Annotated in this window: 16 protein-coding genes; all 16 read left to right on the top strand. The window is 34.8% G+C overall.

Annotated features, from left to right (window positions below; all coding sequences use genetic code 11):
• The first annotated feature begins 8 nt into the window (after positions 1-8).
• The gene (gene flgA, locus KBI38_04340; protein MBP8629299.1) at positions 9-980 is read left to right on the top strand and encodes a flagellar basal body P-ring formation protein FlgA; all 972 of its coding nucleotides are present in this window, start codon (positions 9-11) and stop codon (positions 978-980) included.
• A 23-nt stretch (positions 981-1,003) separates the two neighbouring features.
• The gene (locus tag KBI38_04335) at positions 1,004-1,573 is read left to right on the top strand and encodes a flagellar basal body L-ring protein FlgH (GenBank protein ID MBP8629298.1); all 570 of its coding nucleotides are present in this window, start codon (positions 1,004-1,006) and stop codon (positions 1,571-1,573) included.
• 12 nt (positions 1,574-1,585) lie between these two features.
• Entirely contained in the window at positions 1,586-2,689 is a 1,104-nt protein-coding gene (locus tag KBI38_04330; protein ID MBP8629297.1) for a flagellar basal body P-ring protein FlgI, read from the top strand.
• A 14-nt stretch (positions 2,690-2,703) separates the two neighbouring features.
• Positions 2,704-3,090 (top strand): rod-binding protein, encoded by a 387-nt coding sequence (locus KBI38_04325; GenBank protein ID MBP8629296.1) that lies wholly within the window; start codon positions 2,704-2,706, stop codon positions 3,088-3,090.
• A 35-nt stretch (positions 3,091-3,125) separates the two neighbouring features.
• Entirely contained in the window at positions 3,126-4,526 is a 1,401-nt protein-coding gene (locus KBI38_04320) for a phosphodiester glycosidase family protein (protein ID MBP8629295.1), read from the top strand.
• Positions 4,527-4,636: 110 nt separating this feature from the next.
• Positions 4,637-4,900, top strand: a complete 264-nt coding sequence (locus KBI38_04315) for a hypothetical protein (protein ID MBP8629294.1) — start codon at positions 4,637-4,639, stop codon at positions 4,898-4,900.
• Positions 4,901-4,920: 20 nt separating this feature from the next.
• Positions 4,921-6,687 carry a peptidase S55 SpoIVB gene (locus tag KBI38_04310; protein MBP8629293.1) on the top strand — a complete coding sequence of 589 codons (1,767 nt, stop codon included), beginning with the start codon at positions 4,921-4,923 and terminating at the stop codon, positions 6,685-6,687.
• A gap of 158 nt (positions 6,688-6,845) precedes the next feature.
• On the top strand, positions 6,846-7,613 hold the full coding sequence (locus KBI38_04305; protein ID MBP8629292.1) for an ABC transporter permease: 768 nt from the start codon (positions 6,846-6,848) through the stop codon (positions 7,611-7,613).
• Positions 7,614-7,623: 10 nt separating this feature from the next.
• Positions 7,624-8,397, top strand: a complete 774-nt coding sequence (locus KBI38_04300) for an ABC transporter ATP-binding protein (protein ID MBP8629291.1) — start codon at positions 7,624-7,626, stop codon at positions 8,395-8,397.
• Positions 8,387-9,658, top strand: a complete 1,272-nt coding sequence (locus KBI38_04295) for an MCE family protein (GenBank protein ID MBP8629290.1) — start codon at positions 8,387-8,389, stop codon at positions 9,656-9,658. The genes KBI38_04300 and KBI38_04295 overlap by 11 nt, the downstream gene beginning before the upstream one ends.
• A gap of 87 nt (positions 9,659-9,745) precedes the next feature.
• Positions 9,746-11,044: a TolC family protein gene (locus KBI38_04290; protein ID MBP8629289.1), complete on the top strand. Its 1,299-nt coding sequence runs from the start codon at positions 9,746-9,748 to the stop codon at positions 11,042-11,044.
• A 189-nt stretch (positions 11,045-11,233) separates the two neighbouring features.
• Entirely contained in the window at positions 11,234-15,502 is a 4,269-nt protein-coding gene (locus KBI38_04285; protein MBP8629288.1) for a translocation/assembly module TamB domain-containing protein, read from the top strand.
• Positions 15,503-15,516: 14 nt separating this feature from the next.
• Positions 15,517-16,149, top strand: a complete 633-nt coding sequence (locus KBI38_04280; protein ID MBP8629287.1) for a sigma-70 family RNA polymerase sigma factor — start codon at positions 15,517-15,519, stop codon at positions 16,147-16,149.
• Between the two features lie 136 nt (positions 16,150-16,285).
• Complete coding sequence (locus KBI38_04275; GenBank protein ID MBP8629286.1) at positions 16,286-16,825, top strand: hypothetical protein; 540 nt, start codon at positions 16,286-16,288, stop codon at positions 16,823-16,825.
• 68 nt (positions 16,826-16,893) lie between these two features.
• Positions 16,894-18,564 (top strand): BamA/TamA family outer membrane protein, encoded by a 1,671-nt coding sequence (locus tag KBI38_04270; protein ID MBP8629285.1) that lies wholly within the window; start codon positions 16,894-16,896, stop codon positions 18,562-18,564.
• 34 nt (positions 18,565-18,598) lie between these two features.
• A partial coding sequence (locus KBI38_04265) for a hypothetical protein (protein MBP8629284.1) occupies positions 18,599-19,049 on the top strand: 451 nt, incomplete at its 3' end.

The following is a 19,049-nucleotide window of genomic DNA, read 5'->3' as shown; positions in this document are numbered from 1 at the left end:
GAGCTGTTATGTTTAAAAGATTTCTAAGGGTAGCATTGTTTCTTGGTTGTTTGCTGACCACTAATATAAGCTATGCTTCAGGAATTAATATTTTTATTCCGGAACAAGTCTTTGTAAATAAAGCCCAATTAACTTTGGGTGATATTGCCGAGATTATTGGTGCTGATAATGCTAAAGTTGAGACTTTAAAAAAAGTTAATTTAGGTAGTGCACCGTCACCGGGGAGCAGAATGGTTTTAAATAATGAGCTGTTGGGAATGAGAATATCAGCAGCATCTTTAAATTATAATGATGTAACGTGGTATATTCCTGATAATATTACGATTATTGCAAAATCACAAACTATTTCAGGACAAGAATTGTTAGTTACAGCACAAAACTATATAAAAAGTAATATTCCGCAAGCTATAACCGATTATACTATTGAAAATGTTAATTTGCCGCAAGATTTGCTGATTAGAGAGGGAACAGTAACTTTAAAACCGGTACTACCGTATGGTGTAAGATATAATGCACCGACGAATGTGTTTATCAATGTAATGCTTGATGATGTTTTGGTGAAAAAAGTTGAGCTAAGATTTAATGTAAAACGGTATGAACAAGTAGTGGTTTTAACAAACCCCTTAATGCCTAATCAAATAATCACTGGTGCGGACTTAGCGATTGTTAGAATGGATATTAGTAAAATTCCACAAGGCTATATCAATGACATTAATAAAATTATTGGTAAGGTTGTGTTAAGAGTATTAGCGGCAGAAACAGTGCTTAATACCGGTATGCTCTATAATCCAATCATTATTAATAAGGCTAGTACCGTTGAAATTGTATATCAAAACAATGGTATTGAAGTAAGGGCAGTGGGGACAGCACTTCAAGATGGCCGAGAGGGCGAAATGATTAGAGTGCAAAATGAAGTTTCCAAAAAAATAATTTCAGGACTGGTTCTTGATAAAAATACAGTGTTGATAAAAGGTAGGTGACGGTAGTGCGCAATAAAAAGTTCATGGTGGTAGTAATGACGGTAATGGCACTGCTGGTGATGCCAAGTGTTTTTGCGACATCATTATGGGTTGATGACAGTACCGGGTTGAATTTATTTGCAGATCACAAAGCTGGAAAAATCGGTGATAACTTAACTATTATCATCAATGAAACCTCAAAGGCTAGTCGTTCTAGCAATTCTTCCAATAAAAAAGAAGGCTCGGTTGATTTGCAGGCTGGAACAGGGATTTTTGATTTTTTAGCAGCGGCTACAGCGAGTGGCTCTGATAAATCCAGTTCTTCCGGTGCTATCAATAATTCTAATTCGGTTACCGGAACAGTGACTGTTCAAGTTATTGAGGTCAAGCCTAATGGTAATCTTGTTGTTTCAGGAACGCAATCAATAAAACAAAACAAGGATCTTCATCAAATTACGATTACCGGTGTTGTGAGACCTGATGATATTAAACCTGATAATACGGTTTTATCATCATATGTGGCTAATGCTGAAGTTAAATTTGATGGTAAGGGTCCGTTAAATAGTAAACAACGTCAAGGTATTTTGACTCAAGTCTTTAATATTTTATTTTAAAGTGGAGGATTTATGCGTAAGTTTAATATTATTTTTTTAGCAATATTATTAATACTGTGTAGTATGTCTTCTGCTTTAGCACAAGAACAGAGTAGTGCCAGGATTAAAGATATTGCAAAAGTTCAAGGGGTTAGATCAAATCAACTAATTGGCTATGGCTTAGTAGTTGGCTTAGCCGGAACCGGCGATTCTAATAAAAGTTTAGAGACAATACAGTCAATCACCAATATGTTAAAGACTTTTGGGGTTACTGTAAATCAATCTCAATTACAAACGAAAAATGTTGCGGCAGTAATGGTTACGGCACAGCTTCCACCATTTGTTAACAATGGTGATAATATTGATATTACAGTATCATCAATGGGTGATGCGAAGAGCTTGCAAGGTGGAACATTATTGCAAACTCCGCTAAAAGCTGCTAATGGTTTGGTTTACGCGGTAGGGCAGGGGGCTGTTTCAACCGGTGGCTTTATTGTTGGTAAAAGTGTACAAAAAAACTTTGTGACTGTAGGAACTGTTCCTAATGGCGCAATTGTTGAAAGAACAGTAGAAACTAAATTGGGAAATGGTGGCAGTATTTCATTGTCGCTTAGTAAACCTGACTTTACTACAGCTAATAGAATTGCTACCGCGATAAACTCTCGTTATGGTGCTATTGCCAGATCTACTAATCCGGGAACTGTCGATGTAACAATACCCTTTCAAGAACGTGATAACTTAGTTGGGTTTGTTTCTTCGATCGAAGAGTTATTTATTACGCCGGATAATATTGCTAAAGTAGTTATTAATGAACGTACCGGCACAATTGTAATGGGTAGTAATATTTCTGTTGATAAGGTTGCGATTGCTCAGGGTGGGTTATCCATTAAAATAACAAAAACCCAAGAGGTAAATCAGCCACCACCGTTTTCTGGCGGTGATACGGTCGTAACTCAAAATACTGATGTAAAAGTAGATGAGCCCAAAGCGAATGTTTTAGTGTTGGAGGCAACCGCCAATGTTGGTGATATTGTAACAGCGCTTAATACCGTCGGCGCTACGCCACGGGATATTATCTCCATTTTACAAGCAATGAAGGCTGCTGGAGCCTTGCATGCGGACTTAGAGATTATTTAAAAGCAGGTGTATTTATGCAAATTAATGGAATATCAACATCACCGGGTCTGGCAGGTTCGGTCGAAACTGCCAAAAATAAAGCTAATAGCGATTTTGTCAAGAAAATGGCAGAAGCGACTGGCGATAATAGTAGCCAAAAAAAATTAAAAGGTGCTTGTGTTGAGTTTGAAGCGATGTTTTTAAATCTTATGTATGGTGAAATGCGAAAATCGGTGAATGAGCAAGATGGGTTATTGCCTAAAACACAAGCGGAAAAAATAATGCAGTCAATGTTAGATGAAGAATTGACTAAAAATATGGCTAAAGCCGGTGGCGTTGGTTTAGCAGATGTTCTTTATAAACAACTATCCTTTGAGGAAAGTTCGAAAAAAAATAAAAACACCATTGATACCAGGCTTTAAGCCTGGTATTTTAACTTAAAGGGAGGCGGTAGTTAATGAAAAATTATCATAAAATAATGGCAATATTGTTATCACTACAATTATTGTGGCAGGGGCTGGTACTAGCGGCGCCTTCTTATCAAATCAACAATATTAGATTTAGTCAAACTCCGGCAGCGACAAGGATTGTTTTTGATTGCGATAAAGTTCCAGAATATAAAATCAATATTTTAAATAATGGGTTGAGAATTGTAATATCTTTTAGCAATACCGTAAATTTAAGTAAAATTAAAACAGTAGGACTAAATGATGCTGCGATTAAAACTATTAGTGTTACTGAAAGTGGCGGAGCAACTACCGCTATTATTGATTTGAATTATGGTGTTGCCTATAAAGTTAATAGTCTTAAAAATCCCGAAAGATTTTATATTGATATTATCAAGGGATATGAACAAAAGTTGCAAGAAAATATTGCTCCAGGAGTAGAACATAAAACAATTATTAAAAGTAATGAAAAAGGCAATATCACTGCCCATATTATTGATATTGCACCAACAGCAAATTATAAATTGAAGCCGATTTTATCTAATGAAATGATCACTGGTCTAGAGACGGTAAGTTCTATGAGTAGTAGAAACAAAGCGCTGGCGGCCATTAATGCGTCTTATTTTAATAAAAATGGAGAGATTTTAGGATTAACAAAAATTGATGGTAAAATCATTAGTGCAGCTGGCTTAACAAGATCAGCAGTAGGCTTATTGCCTGATAATAAACTTTTGTTTGGACAAATTGATTATAATGGTATGGTTAGGTTGCCTAATGGTAAGATTTTAGCGATAACAGGAATTAATTGCGAACGCGGAGAAAATGGCGTTGTTATTTATAATAAATATTATGATAGCAGCACGAACACTAATGTATTTGGCAAAGAATATATTTTACAAGATAATAAGGTCATTGCGATAAACAATAACAACTCATCATTGCGTGATGGACAGGTCGTTCTATCAGTGCATGGAACGGCAATGGAGCAGTTTAATACTGTTCAAGTAGGCGATATCATCCAAATAAATGAAAGTATTAATGAAGTCTGGAATAAAATCGATAATATTGTAGGGGTAGGACCGATGCTGATTAAAAATAACAGCATTTATATTTCCATTAAACAAGAACAGTTTGGTAGTGATGTAGCGGGTGGTAAAGCACCGCGGACGGCAATTGGTTTGACTAAAGATAATCACATTTTGTTGGTGGTGGTTGATGGTCGCCAGAGCCATAGTGCCGGAATGACTTTACTGGAACTGGCATTGTTTATGCAAGAAAACGGTGCAGTGCAGGCTCTTAACTTTGATGGTGGGGGCTCTAGTGAAATGGTTATAAATAATAATATTATCAATAAACCTTCGGATGGTAAAGAACGCAAGGTTACGACAGCATTGGCAATTGTAAAAAAGTAAAATCTTGATATTGTCAAGCAATGATGTATAATTGAATTGGAAGATATTATAAGAAAGGGGTGTTTAATATGCTCCATAAAAAGAGAATTTATATAATGGCAGTGCTATTTATGTTTCTTTTTGGCATATATACAGTACTGGCTGGTAGCTTGTTGGATCAAAAATCAGTTTTAGCAGGAAAAGTAGTAAGCAAAATAAGTGTTGGAGCCTCGGTACAAGAAGGGGCTGAGTTAGTAAAAGTTTCAACTTTAGCGGGCACAGCAACAGCCTCAAGAGCGACAACTGATGGCATAGTCAGAGAAGTTTTGGTAGACGTTGGCGAACAAATTAATAGTGGAACTATTGTAGCGCGAATTGAACCTCAACAAAAATAACGAGAAAGGGTGTTTAATTAGTGCGAATAATAAAAATTTTAGTAATATTACTGGCGATATTTTCAACACAAATTGGCATAACCAATGCGATGAGTATTATGCCAACCAATGAAATTCAGGCTGGAATGGTTGGAGTTGCAAAAACTGTTATTAAGGGAAGTGCAATTGAAGAATTTTCAGTAGAAATTGTTGGCGTGTTAAATGAATCACCAAAAGAAGAAGGCTATATTTTAGCGAAAGTTTCTGGCGCTACTATTGATCAAACCGGTGGTGTCTTACAAGGCATGAGTGGTAGTCCGGTTTATATTAATGGAAAATTGATTGGAGCGATTTCTGGCGGTTGGAAAGATATTGATAATAAACTCTGTATTATTACGCCGATTAGGGAAATGCTTAAACTGTGGAATTTGCCGGATGAAAAAAATATTAGGCAAAGTAATTTATTTAAACTTGATAAGAATGCTGATAAAATAGCTACTACGACCTTAACCGGAGCAACTTCGTTAAGCGGACCATTGATGGCAAGTGGCTTTACCCCGGCAGGTTTAGAATTATTGAATGAAAAACTAAAACCGTTTGCTATTTCAGCTTATGGTGTTAGCAATAGTGTTGGTGGTAACAATAATAAAAATCAAGCTATAAAGTTGGAAGCGGGTAGTGCGATTGCTAGTGAGATTGTTAGAGGTGATCTTAGTTTAGCCGCTATTGGTACGGTAACTGCAGTCGAGGGCAATAAAGTTTTAGCCTTTGGCCATCCTTTTTTAAGAAGGGGCAATGTTAGCTACTTTATGAGTGCGGCCAATATTATTGGTACTGCCAGTGGCCTTAATAATGGCTTTAAAATTGGTGAACCAGGCTATGCTTGGGGGCTGATTAATCAAGATCGGAATATGGGGATTGCCGGTAAAATTGGACAAATGCCATATATTATCCCACTGAGAGTTCAAGTTTATGACAAAGATTTAGATTTGCAAAAAAATTACTCGGCACAAATTGCTTATGATGAAGAAATAGCACCAGCGGTATCGACCAGTGTTTTGTATAATTTTATTGATAAAACAATTGATCGCAGTGGTCCGGGTAGTGCTAAAATTCAGTTTGAAATTTTAACAAGAGGCATTAAAGATAAAAACAGTGCAATTGTTAGAGAAAATATGTTTTATAATTTACAGGATATTGGACAACTGGCGGTAGCAGAGTTTTTTGATATAATGAATATTATTAGCAATAACAAGTTTAATACTGTTGATATTATTGATGTAAAGGTTAAAGTGGAAATTGAAGGTAATAGAAAAACCGCTACAATTATTGAGGCTAAGCCTGATAAAACTAGCGTTAAACCTGGTGAGACTGTTAACATTGCTGTGAAATTAAAGCCTTATCGCTCTGCTGAAATAACTAAAGTTATTCCTTATAAAATTGATAAAAATCAACCTAAAGGAGTCCTTAATTTAGAAGTTAGGGGCGGAGGGTTAATTCCGTTGCCGGTATTACTACTGAAGCAACAAGGGATTGATCTTGTGACTGAAGAAAACAAGAATAAGACTTTGGAAAAAGTTGTGGCTGACTTTGAAAATTCCGGGCGTAATAATGAAGTGATTATTGATATTTTGCCACCACTGCCGGAGCCTGGTCAAAAACCTAATGAAAAAGTTGTAAAAAAAGTTATTAAAACTGAAAACAAGAAAATTGAACCTAAAGCCACTAATATTAACGATAATAAAGTAAGAGTGTCTACTGACTATATTATTGAAAATGTTGTCGAAACAGCAATTACAATAAATTGATAAATAAAACTACCTTAATTGGTAGTTTTATTTATTTTTTTTAATGGAATAAAAAAGATATTATACAATTAATTTACTATAAAAAATAATAAAAGCAGGTGTTTTCAAAAAAATATTGAATAAAATAATATTAACTTATAGAGAATGGAGTCTGGATAATGAGGCTTTTAGAAGGAATAGGAAGTTTTGTTTTAGAAATTTTAGAGTATATAGGCTCCATCGTCTTGTTATTACTGGAGACTGTCTACCACTTTAAAAAGCGCCCCAATATAAAACACATTTTTCAACAAATGGCACATTTAGGGGCTGATACATTGCCTATTGTTTTATTGACAATTTTATTTACCGGAATGGTTTTAACTTTACAAACGGCGCATGAGTTTATAAAGTACGGTGCACAATCTTCAGTAGGTGGAGTTGTGGCGATTGCAATGGGGCGTGAGTTGGCGCCGGTGTTGACGGGTGTTGTTACTGCCGGAAGGGTTGGTGCGGCTATTACTGCGGAAATAGGTTCAATGAAGGTTACTGAACAAATTGATGCATTGAAGGTTATGGCTACTAATCCGGTGGCATATTTGGTGGTTCCAAGATTAATTGCCTGTGTGTTAATGTTGCCACTCTTAGTTGTTTTTGCGGACATGATTGGTACTTTTGGTGGTTATTTAGTGGCGACACTTTATGCTGATATAAATTCTTTGACTTATTTTCAGTCAATAAAAGTATTCACGGTAGTCAATGACGTCACTGGTGGTTTGATTAAAGGAGCTGTTTTTGGTGCCATAATTGCTCTCGTAGGTTGTTACAAAGGGCTCACTGCGCCAAATGGAGCGGTAGGGGTTGGTAAAGCAACAACTGGTTCAGTCGTTAATTCAATCATTGCTATTTTTATTTTGAATTATTTTTTATCGTTGATTTTGTATCGCTAGGAGTACTTTTATGATAAAGCTTGTTAACATTAAAATGGAATATGATAAGAAAGTGGTTTTAGATAATATCAATTTAACGGTAGCACCGGGGGAAACTGTGGCCATTATCGGACCTAGTGGCTCTGGCAAAAGTACGTTATTAAGGTTGATGGTAGGGTTGACTAAGCCTTCTGCGGGCGAAATTTGGATAGAAAATGAGGAAATATCACAATATAAAGAAAATGCTTTAAATAAAGTTAGATTAAAAATGGGGATGGTTTTTCAATATTCCGCCTTATTTGATTTCTTATCGGTGGGAGAAAATGTGGCCTTTGGCTTAAGGCAGCATACTAAGCTGTCTAATAAAGAAATTCAAGCAATTGTTAAGGAGAAGTTAAGAGTTGTGGGATTGGTAGGCAAAGAAGATTTTATGCCGAATCAATTGTCAGGTGGAATGAAAAAACGTGTTAGCTTAGCTCGGGCGATTGCTATCAATCCACAAATCATTTTATATGATGAACCGACTGCCGGGTTAGATCCGATTATGTCTGCTAAAATTGATAAAACGATTATGAATACGCAAAAAATAATTGGTGGGGTATCTGTTGTTGTTACCCATAATATGGCCAGTGCTTTTGCGATTGCCGATAGAATAATTATGATTTATGAAGGGAAGATTATTGCCGAAGGATCAACGGCGGCGATAAAAGAGTCAGATAATGATATTGTGCAAAAATTTATAGGTGATTATAAAAATATTAAACAACTAGTTCATGAAAATGAGGTGCTGGAGATTGAAGACTGAAGCAAAGGTAGGCGCGATTACAATAGTTGGAATGGCGCTACTAGCATATATGGTTATTTTTCTGGGGGGTTATAGCTTCCATGAAAAGGGTTATGAAATAAATATTATTTTTGACCAGGTTAATGGCTTAAAACCCGGTAATGTTGTGCGGTATGCCGGTATGGAAGTTGGTAAAGTAGTTGATATTGAAAGCAATAATGGTATTATTACTGTTCATACCAAAATACGACCTCATGTAAAAATGTTTGAGGAATCTTATGTTTCCATTGGTAGTGATGGTTTAATGGGAGAACGATACATTACAATTACTCCACAAGTTAATGCGAAAAATATTTTAGCACCCGGAGCAACTATTAAAGGGCAAGCGCAACAAGGGATGGAGGAGTTAGTGAGCAATGCTAATAGTGCCATTAAAGACTTCCAAAAGCTGATTAACTCTTTAAATGAAATTTTTTCTAATCAGAACTTAAAAACTTCGGTTATAGAGTCGGCGATTAATATTAGAAAAATAACGGAAAATATGAATGTGATGAGTGCGACCTTGGCGCAAATGGCACTAGAAAATAAAGCTGATATTAAAAATATGGTCAATAATCTTAATGAAATGTCTAAGAGCATGATGTCGGCAGCTGGGACGGTTGACAAGATGTTGACGGAATTTGATAATGATGGGCAGACCGCCATTGAGCTAAGAGAAGCTGTTGGTAATTTGCATAGCACGAGTATCAGAGTCGAAAAAATGGCTACAGCCATAGAAGGGGTGGTCACTGATCCGGAAACAGCTGAGAATATCAAACAAACGTTAAAAAATGCCCGCAGTGTTAGTGAAAAAGCTGATAAAATGTTAACTAAATTTTCTAATATTAAAACGACTGGCTCAGTAGAGCTACTTTATAATAAAAGTTCCGAGGATTATCTTACCAATGCTACAATGAAAATCAGTGCCAATGAAAAAGATTTTTTATTAATGGGTGTTAATGATATTGGTGAAGAAAATGAGATGAATTTTCAACTTGGTAGAGGTGACGAAAATTTTGCCGGTAGGCTAGGGTTGATTGATAGTAAAGCGGGATTGGGGATTGATGCCAAGTTGTTTGATAAGTTTACGGTATCGCTAGATGCCTATGACCCTAACGATTATAAATTAAAGCTGAAAACTCAATATCAATTGTCGCCTAATACTTATCTGATCAGTCAAACCAATAATTTAAATAAGTCACAAGAGCAAGAAACATATGTGGGTTTTAAACAAAATTTTTAGTTGAAATACTACCAATTACTTTGGTTGACAGTAATTTTTAGCAGTAATATAATTAAAAATAGACTGAGGTTCGAAAAATAGGGAGGCATTTTTGTGAAAAATAGATTTAAAAAAGGCTTAGTTACATTGGTTTTAAGTGGACTGGTAACTTTTAGCGCAGGAACGGCATGGGCTGAGGCTGTTCAATTATCGTTAGAAGAAAGTATTAATATGGCACTTAATAATAATAAAACTATTAAAGTGGCATTAGCAGATAAAGAAGCTGCAACCTGGAAAGTTAATGAAGCAAAGGGTAATAGTAATATTAATATCGCAGCTCGTCATTCTACGGCGCGGTATCGTGCTTACAACTCAACTAAAACAGCTTACGGTATTGCTGATTTATACAGTAATAGTATTACCGCTTCACTGCCAATTTATACGGGTGGTAAGATTGAAGGCACTATAAAACAAGCTGAAGTAGGTGCTGAGATTGCCGATTTAGGATTAGTAAATACGGTGCAACAAGTTAAAATGGATGCGACTGTTGGCTACTATAATATTTTACAAGCTAATAATTTAGTGCAAGTAAGCCAGCAATCTGTTGATGGTTTAAATGAGCATTTAAAAAATGTTAAAGCGCAATATAGTGTAGGAACGGTTGCAAAGTCTGATGTTTTAAGATCAGAGGTTGAACTTGCCAATGCTCAGCAAAATCTGATAAAAGCACAAAATAATTTAGAATTAGCTGTTTCCAGCTTTAATAATATTGTGGGGTTACCCCTGGAAACAGAGGTGACAGTTAAAGATGAATTAAAATATCAACAATATGATAAAACGTTGGAAGAAAGCATTGCTTATGCTAAAGAACATCGTCCGGATGGTTTGCAAGCAACTAAATCCATTGATGCGGCCAAAGCAGGAGTTAAGGTGGCGGAAAGTGGCAAATTACCGCAACTATCGTTCCAAGGAACAAGTGGTTGGAGTAATGATGAGTTTCCTGGCACTCATTACTCTACATGGCAGGTCGCGGTAGTGGCTGATATGAATCTGTTTGATGGCAACGTTACTAAAGCTAAAGTAAGACAGGCAGAAGCGAGTCTTACTAAATCGGTAGAGCAAGCTAACCAAAAGCAGGATGTTATCCAATTAGAGGTTAGACAAGCCTATTTAAATATGTTAGAAGCAGAAAAACGTATTACTACCAGTAAAGTGACAGTTGATAAAGGGCAAGAAGATTTTAAAATTGCTCAAGTTCGTTACAGTGCTGGGGTGGGAACTAACTTAGATGTTATTGACTCTCAATTAGCATTAACACAAGCGAAAACAAATTATATTCAAGCGATGTATGATTATAATACTAGTAGAGCGAAATTAGATAAAGCAATGGGAATTGCCGTATTATAATTATCTTTTAAGGAAAATGTTTCTCTGGTGACAGCACATTAATAAGCTGTTACCGGTAGAAACATTTTTTTATTTTGTTAACTCTTTAGTTTGTCTTCTTGTTATTATTAGCAGGAAGACAAACAGTATTTGTCGAAATTGTAACAATTAATGTGTTAACTCACTGTGGTTAAAGAAAGGATGGCTAATATGACAAAAAAGTATAGTATTATTATCAGTCTAACTATTGTTATAGTAGCTGTTCTTATTACGGGTTATTTCAAAAGCACTGCTTTTATGCAGCAAACGGCAGTTAATATAGCGGATAATTTAACGCAAAAGTTAGGTGTAACCTTAAAAATTGATAAAATTGAAATTTCCGGCTTCAACAAAGTGAAATTATCGAAGGTGCTAATTTATGATAAAAGTAATCAAGAATTAGCTGATAGTGAAGAAATTGGGATTAGCTTTAGCTATTTAAATTTGTTTAGGAACTTAAGTTTTACTGAATCAATAACTGAAGTTTTACTGTCTAAACCTAATTTTAGCTTGAAGCAGAATAAAGAAGGAGTATGGAACTTTAAAGATTTAATCAGCCCAGATAAAAGTTCTGATGAAGATTTTTATGGTAAGGTTAAGATTGTCAAAGGTAAAGCGACAATTACTGTACCAGAAAAAACAATATTCTTTGATAATATTAATGGTCTCGTTGATTTTATTACTATCAAAAATTACGATATTGATTTAGCTTTAACAACAGAAGAAAGTATGGTAACAGTAGCTGGTAATTGGGGACAGGATAATACCTTAAAGGTTAATATCAATAACGGTAAAATTGAAAATTATACTGCCTTTATTCCACAAAATAATGATTTTAAAATAATTAATGGTAATATTAATAATCTTGAGCTTACAATAACCGGCAGTGATGATGAGTTTAAAGTTCAAGGGATGACTGAATTTAATAAAGTTACTGCTACTTACAAAGATTATGCAATCAATGATATTGCCGGCTATTTGATTTTTGACAATAATAAAATGAGAGTATATAGCAGTGGCGCTATCAATCAACAATTAGTGGGAGTATCTGGTGAAATTGACTTTCAGGATGAGTTAAACCTTAATTTGAAAGTTAAAAGTAACAATTTTGATCTTACTAAAATAAAACAAGATTTTGTGACAGCTGGTAAAGTTGACTTTGAACTGTTTGTATTTGGTTCTGTTCAAAAACCTCAGCTTAGTGGTGATGTAACAATTAATAATCTTGCAATACAAGGGCGAACTTTTAATAAAATAATGCTGGATTTGAGCTATAAAGACGACCTTGTAACAATTCACCACGGGACAATTTTGCAGGGGAATGGCAAGGTTACTGCAAATGGTAATTACAATATTAAAACTCAGGACTTTAACATTAGTGCTGTTGGTAAAAATATGGCAGTAGAAAATTTAACGCAAGCAGTAAGTGGTAAGGCTGACTTTAATATAACGATGGCTGGCAAGAATTTAGCAGAGGCCTTAATTTATGGTAATGTTGAACTTAAAGATGGTCAGTACAACAATGTTCAATTTAAGAAAGTAGAAGCTAGTTTTTATAAAAAAGGCTCAGATTATATTGTTAATTATCTTAATATTGCGTTAGCACAAGGACAGGCTAGCTTAAGTGGAAAAATGCTCCACAATAATTTAGCTTTCACTATGTATGGTAATAAAATTCCGCTAGAGTTAATGAAAAATTATAATGAAAAAATAGAAATTAGCGGAAATGCAGATGTGTTTGCACAAATCAGCGGAACTATAGACAATCCGGAAATTAAGTTAGAGTTAGCGGCAGAGAATGGATCGCTTTATAATCAGCCGTTTGCTTTATTGACAGGAGCTATTAAGCTAGTACAAAACAAATTGTTAATTGATGAATTTGTATTAGAATCAGGCGTTACTAAACATGAAATTACCGGTAGCGTAACTTTAGAAGATAATCCTGCTATTGATCTTAAAATTAAAACGCAAAAAGCTCGAGCAGAAAATCTTATCCAAGTTCTGATGCCGGGAGTACCTCTAACCGGTAATGTTGATAATGAAATTGTGGTTGCAGGGACTTTGGATGATATTGTGTTAGGCGGTGAAATAACGTTAACCGAGGGCAGTTATAATAAATTGCTTTTAAGTAAGGTGAAAAGTAAGTATAGAATAAAAGATAAAATTATTTTTGTGGAAAATTGTGAAATTAATGCTCCGAACTTACAAGTTAATTTGCAAGGGAATATTGATGCTGCTAAAAATTTGAATTTTAATATTGTAGCGAATAATATTGATTTGGCAAGACTAAACTTAAACTTGCCATATCCGGTTAGTGGTATTGCAAAATTCAACGGTGCTGTGACTGGGACTGTTGGTAACCCGCACTTTATTGGAAAAATTGAAGCACCGGAATTGGTTTTTAATGAGCAGAAAATAAACAATGTTAACGGAGACTTTGAGTTTGTCAATCAAATCATCAAAGTTAAGAATTTTGGTTTTGCACAAGGCTCAGGACAGTATGACTTTACCGCTAATATTAATCTTAATAACAATAAAATTAACGGTGCGGTAGCTGTTAAAAACGCGAAGCTAAATCCACTCTTAGCAATGTTTAATCTTAAACAAGATTGGCTTGATGGTGATTTGAATGGTCAAATAACTATTGGTGGGTTTACTGATAATCCGCAGGTTTGGCTTAAAGGGAATGTTAGAAACGGTAATATTAAAAACTACTCATTAGATACTATTGATGTTGATATCAGTTTTGCTAACAATATTGTGTCAATCAATGAGTTTACGGCAACCCAAGCTCAAGGAGTGTTGCTGGCTAAAGGCAGTATTGTGTTAGGTGGCGATTTAAATGTTGAAATAGCCGGTAACAATATTGATGCAGGATTAATTGAAGTTTTCACGAAAACTAACTTAGGCGTTCATGGTAACTTAAACTTTGCAACACAAATTTCCGGAAATGAAAGTTCCCCAAAAGCTAATATTTCCGTGGAAATAAAAAATGGTGGGATTGGCAAAACTATGTTTGACTCACTGTTTGGGATGATTATTTTAGAAAATGATATGTTGCAGGTAGACCAAATGTTGTTAACAAAAGGGGAATATAAAGCCAGTGCTTATGGCATAGTGCCGTTGGCAGCATTAACAAAGCCGGATGAAAATTTGACTGTGGCACAACAGATGAACTTAAAAATAAAGCTCGATCACGCTGATTTGAGTATTTTACCGGTACTAAGTGATGATGTAAGTTATGCCTTTGGTGCCACAAAAGGTAATATCAATATCACCGGAACTCTTAATAATATTTTGGTAAATGGTAGTGTGAAAATTGATAATGGGACAGTTAAGTTAAAATATTTAGAAGAGGCCATTAATAATCTAACGCTTGATTTAAATTTTAATGATGATAAAATTAATTTGGAAACTTTTAGCGGTGAATTGGGCAGTGGTTATATTAAATTAACAGGCTTTAGTAAAATAAAAGGCTTTTCGCTGACAGATTATAATTTTGATCTTGAATTAGCCAGTCCTGTTTTGACTAGTAAATACTTTCAAGGACCGCTACAAGGTCAATTAAAGTTATCACAAGAAAAAAATTCTCCGAAAATTTCAGGGAAATTGCTTTTTGAAAATTGTACAATTGACATTCCGATGTTGGATGAGGCCAAAGATAAAATGCCGTTAATCAGATTTGATATCATGATTGATATTGGCAAGAAAACTAGATTGTATAATTCGTACTTGTATGATCTTTGGATTAATGGTAATGTCAATATCGGCGGTAGTACTCGTTGGCCGAAAGTAACGGGTACGGTGAATTGCTTAAGGGGTAATGTTAATTATCTAAGAACTGTTTTTAGGATTAGAGAAGCTAGTGCTATTTTTAATCAGGTGGGGACCTTTATGCCAAGTCTACACTTAGAAGCGATTACTAAAATTGATCGCACTAATATTAGCTTAAAAATTAATGGACCGGTGGGGGCTAATAATTTCACCTTGAGTTCTTCGCCCGAAATGTCGCAACAGGAAATATTATCACTATTAACTTTACGTAGTCGCTATTTTAACAAGATTAATAGCGGTAGTGATAATGGACAAAGTAATAATGAATTGACAACTTTAATTGGGTTAGGGTTCCAAGTAGGGATTTTAAGTGGTGCTGAGAATGAAATCAGAAAAGGTTTAGGCTTAGATGAGTTTCAATTAGTTCGCGATACCATCAGCGAGAAGGCTGACGATAAAAATAATAAAGTTGATCAAGAAATTTACAATTTGGAATTTGGTAAATATATTAGTGATAAAGTGTTGTTAAAGTATACTATGGGTGTCGATTATGAGCATTATGCAATGGGTGTTAGGTATGACCTTGATAATACTTTTAGTATTACGGCTGATATTGACCAAGATAATAAAAGTAAAATTGGTTTAGAAAAACGTTTCAAGTTTTAGAGGTTTTTATGGATATTAAACTTTATTTACAAGAACTGAATAAGATAGAATTATTGTCACTAGCAGAAGAGAAGGCGTTATGGGAAAAGTTTCGCTTAGAAGAAAACCTAGTCGCCAGACATAAAATTATTGAAAGCTATCAACCCTTGGTGTTTAAAATTGCCCTGGAGGTTGGGGGCTATCAAAATTGGAGTATGGATATTGTTCAAGAAGGTACGGTCGGGTTGATTGAAGCGGTAGAAAGATTTGACTATACCAAAGGGGTTGCCTTCAGTCTTTTTGCCTCGCATCGAATTAAAGGACGAATTATCAATTATTTCAAAAGCACCAACCAAGAAATGCTTTCTATTGACAGTCCGATTTATCACAATGCAGAGGCTTTGACTGTTGCTGAATTTTTAGTTGATAGTAATAGTCAAATTGACTTACAAGTGGAACAAAAGCATTTTGTGGCAGAGGTTTTAAAAGCGTTGGAACGTTTGCCTAGCAAAGAACGAGCTGTAATTAATAACATTTATTTAGCAGAGCAAAGCCCGAAAGAATTAGCTAATGACTTAAATTTAAGTTTGTCGCATATTTATCGCTTGCAAAAACAGGGTGTGCGTAGAATGCGCGGAATGTTAGCTAAATTCAAGAAGAATTGGTGAAAATAAGTCTTAATGGCTTGTAAAAGCTAGTAAAATAAAGCTAAATGCACTAAATTACTGAAATAGCCTTTTTTCAAGATATTAAAATATCTTTATTGGTGGGACTATATAAAGTGTTATCAATTGAGGTGATTGTATGTCAAAGGTTAAGAAAAAAATAAATACCCATTTAAAAGCTGCACAACGATGGTTAGGACAAGCAGAGAAATCATTTGAAGATGATTGTGATTTGCGCGGAGAACTAGATTTAATGTTAGCTCAAGCTGAATTTCAACATATTAATGAATTGCGGAGTACTAACAATCGTAACTATAAAAAAAGATTTTATTTGGCTGTAGCCTCAATAACAATTTTTTTAAGTGTGTTTTCGCATACTAAATTAATTGTCGATGGAGATTTTAAGAAGAATGTAGTAATAACTCCTAAAGTTATTGAGGAACCTGTGGTTGAAGCAAAGGTTAAAACAGAACTTAATGAAATTGTTAGTGTAGAAAATAAGGAAAGTTTAAGAAAAGACCGGCAAGAAGTAGCATCAGTACAAGTAAGTCCGGTAAATCAATCAGTTAAAACCATAAAAAAAGATGAAGCTAATCTGCTGAATTCTCAGGAATTGCAAAAGTTAATGAGAGAAGCCGGCCAATCTTTGCGTGGTGAAGATGTAAAAAGGAGTGAATGAGTATTAAAATTCAAAAGCTATATGCAAAATTGATTAGTGTTTGTTTAGGAATTTGTTTTACATTAGTTATGTTTAGTCCGTTAGGTTTTGCTGCTAGTGAAAGTGATTATGCAGGTAAGACTATTACGGCAATCGAAATTAGTGGGCTTAACAAGGTTAGTAAAGATGAAGTCAATGCTTTAATCAAAACGAAACCCGGCGATGTTTTTTCAGCTGACACGTTGCAAAGTGATTTAAGAGCTGTTTATGAAACTGGGAAATTCTTTGATGTCAATGTTAACTTTACTGAAGTTCCGGAAGGTTTAAAAGTTAATGTTACCGTAGTGGAGAATCCGATATTACAACAAATTGTATTGAAAAATAATACTAAGTTGACTACGGAAAAGATTATTGAACTTTTAAATTTGCCAATAGGTCAAACTTTAGATACCAAAACGCTAAATGCAAGCATCAGAAAAGTTGAAGAAGAATACCGTACTCAAGGTTTTATTTTTGCTAAAACGACTGATGTTAATATGACTCCTGAAGGCATTTTAACGCTAACTTTTAATGAAGGCATTTTAGAAGGTTATACTGTTAAAGGTAATGAAAAAACAAAAGAATATGTAATTTTGCGTGAAATGAAAGGCAAGGTTGGTGAACCTTTCAACGCCAAAGAAGCAAAGCGTAGTATGCAAAGAGTTTATAACTTAGGCTATTTTGAAGATGTTAATATGAAGCTCAATCCAGGCAGAGAGCCTAATGCGGTAGTAATAGAAACTACAGTAGTAGAAAAGAAAACCGGATCCTTTACTTTAGGTGGAGCTTATAGTAAAGATGATGGTTTAATAGGAATTATTGAGCTTGGTGACACTAATTTCCGTGGAACCGGTGATAAAGTTAATATTCACTGGGAGTTTGGCGGAAACAGTGATAGTAAAAATTATGAATTTTCTTATACCAGACCATGGTTAGATAAAAAAGAAACGTCCATTAGTTTTTCTTATTATGATATGACTAATGAATATAGTGATTATGATCGTGATGGTAATTTAGAATCTAATTATGATAAAAATCGTAAAGGTTTTAATATTACTTTAGGTAGGCCGCAAAGTGAGTATTCGACGAATTTTGTAACATTAAAAAATCGTGAAGATACTTTTATTTGTTATAATGAAGGGCCATTAAATTATACTAATGATCCACAGTACTTAAAAGATAATTTTGGCGTTACTCGTAGCATTACTTTAGCGCATGTTACTGATACTAGAGATAACGTCTTTTCGGCAACAGAAGGTGCAAGAGCTGCTATTAGTGCAGAATTTGCTGGCGGAATTTTACAAGGCGATTTTGATTATAAAAAATTCAACTTTGAAGATAGACATTACTTTAAAGTTGGACATGCACAAGTACTTGCGACAAGAGCTAGTCTTGGTTATGCTACCGGGGATATGCCGAAAAATGCTCTGTTTACAGCTGGCGGAATTGATACGTTGCGTGGATTTAGAGATGATCAATTTGAAGGAAAAAGATTGTTATTAGGGACTGTAGAATATCGTTATCCGATTGTTAGTAAAGTTAGTGGTGCTGTCTTTACGGACTTTGGTAATGCTTGGGCTGATAAATATGACTTAGGCGACATTAAAGTTAGTTATGGTGTAGGTGTAATGATGGATACACCATTAGGTTCTATTCGTTTAGATTATGGTCGAAGTTCACAAGGTGGTAGAACGCATTTTAGTTTTGGGGGACAATTCTAAGCTTTTTAAACAACCAGGCTAAGCCTGGTTGTTTTTGTCAGGAGATGAAATTATTAAGATTAAAATAATTTTTATACTCGGTTTATTATATTGCATTTTTGTGCAAAACTTAGCCTTTGCTCAACCGTTGCAGTATGTTGATAAAATAACTATCAATATAAAGTTTTCCGATGACTTAAAGGTGCCGATAGAAATTGAAAAACGTATTACCGCAAGCACATTAACTATTGCTAATAATGTATTGCAAGGACAACCACTTGATAAAATTAATGAACAAAAAAAATCTTATGAAACATTATTTCAAGATGTTTTGGGGCGGATCTTAATCGGCTATTATGTCCAAGCGGTAAGACTGGATGTTGCTGAACAAACTGTAGTTGAAGTAGAATTAAGACCGTGGCAGGATAGTATCCAAAGTGTTGAAGTTTCACTGGTAAATAATGATATTTCAGAGCCTTATCAAGATTTAATTAATGAAGATTTAA

Source organism: Negativicutes bacterium, assembly GCA_018052945.1.
Lineage (GTDB): Bacteria > Bacillota > Negativicutes > JAGPMH01 > JAGPMH01 > JAGPMH01.
The sequence above is the reverse complement of the archived record's forward strand: the minus strand, read 5'-3'. Positions and strand labels throughout refer to the sequence as shown.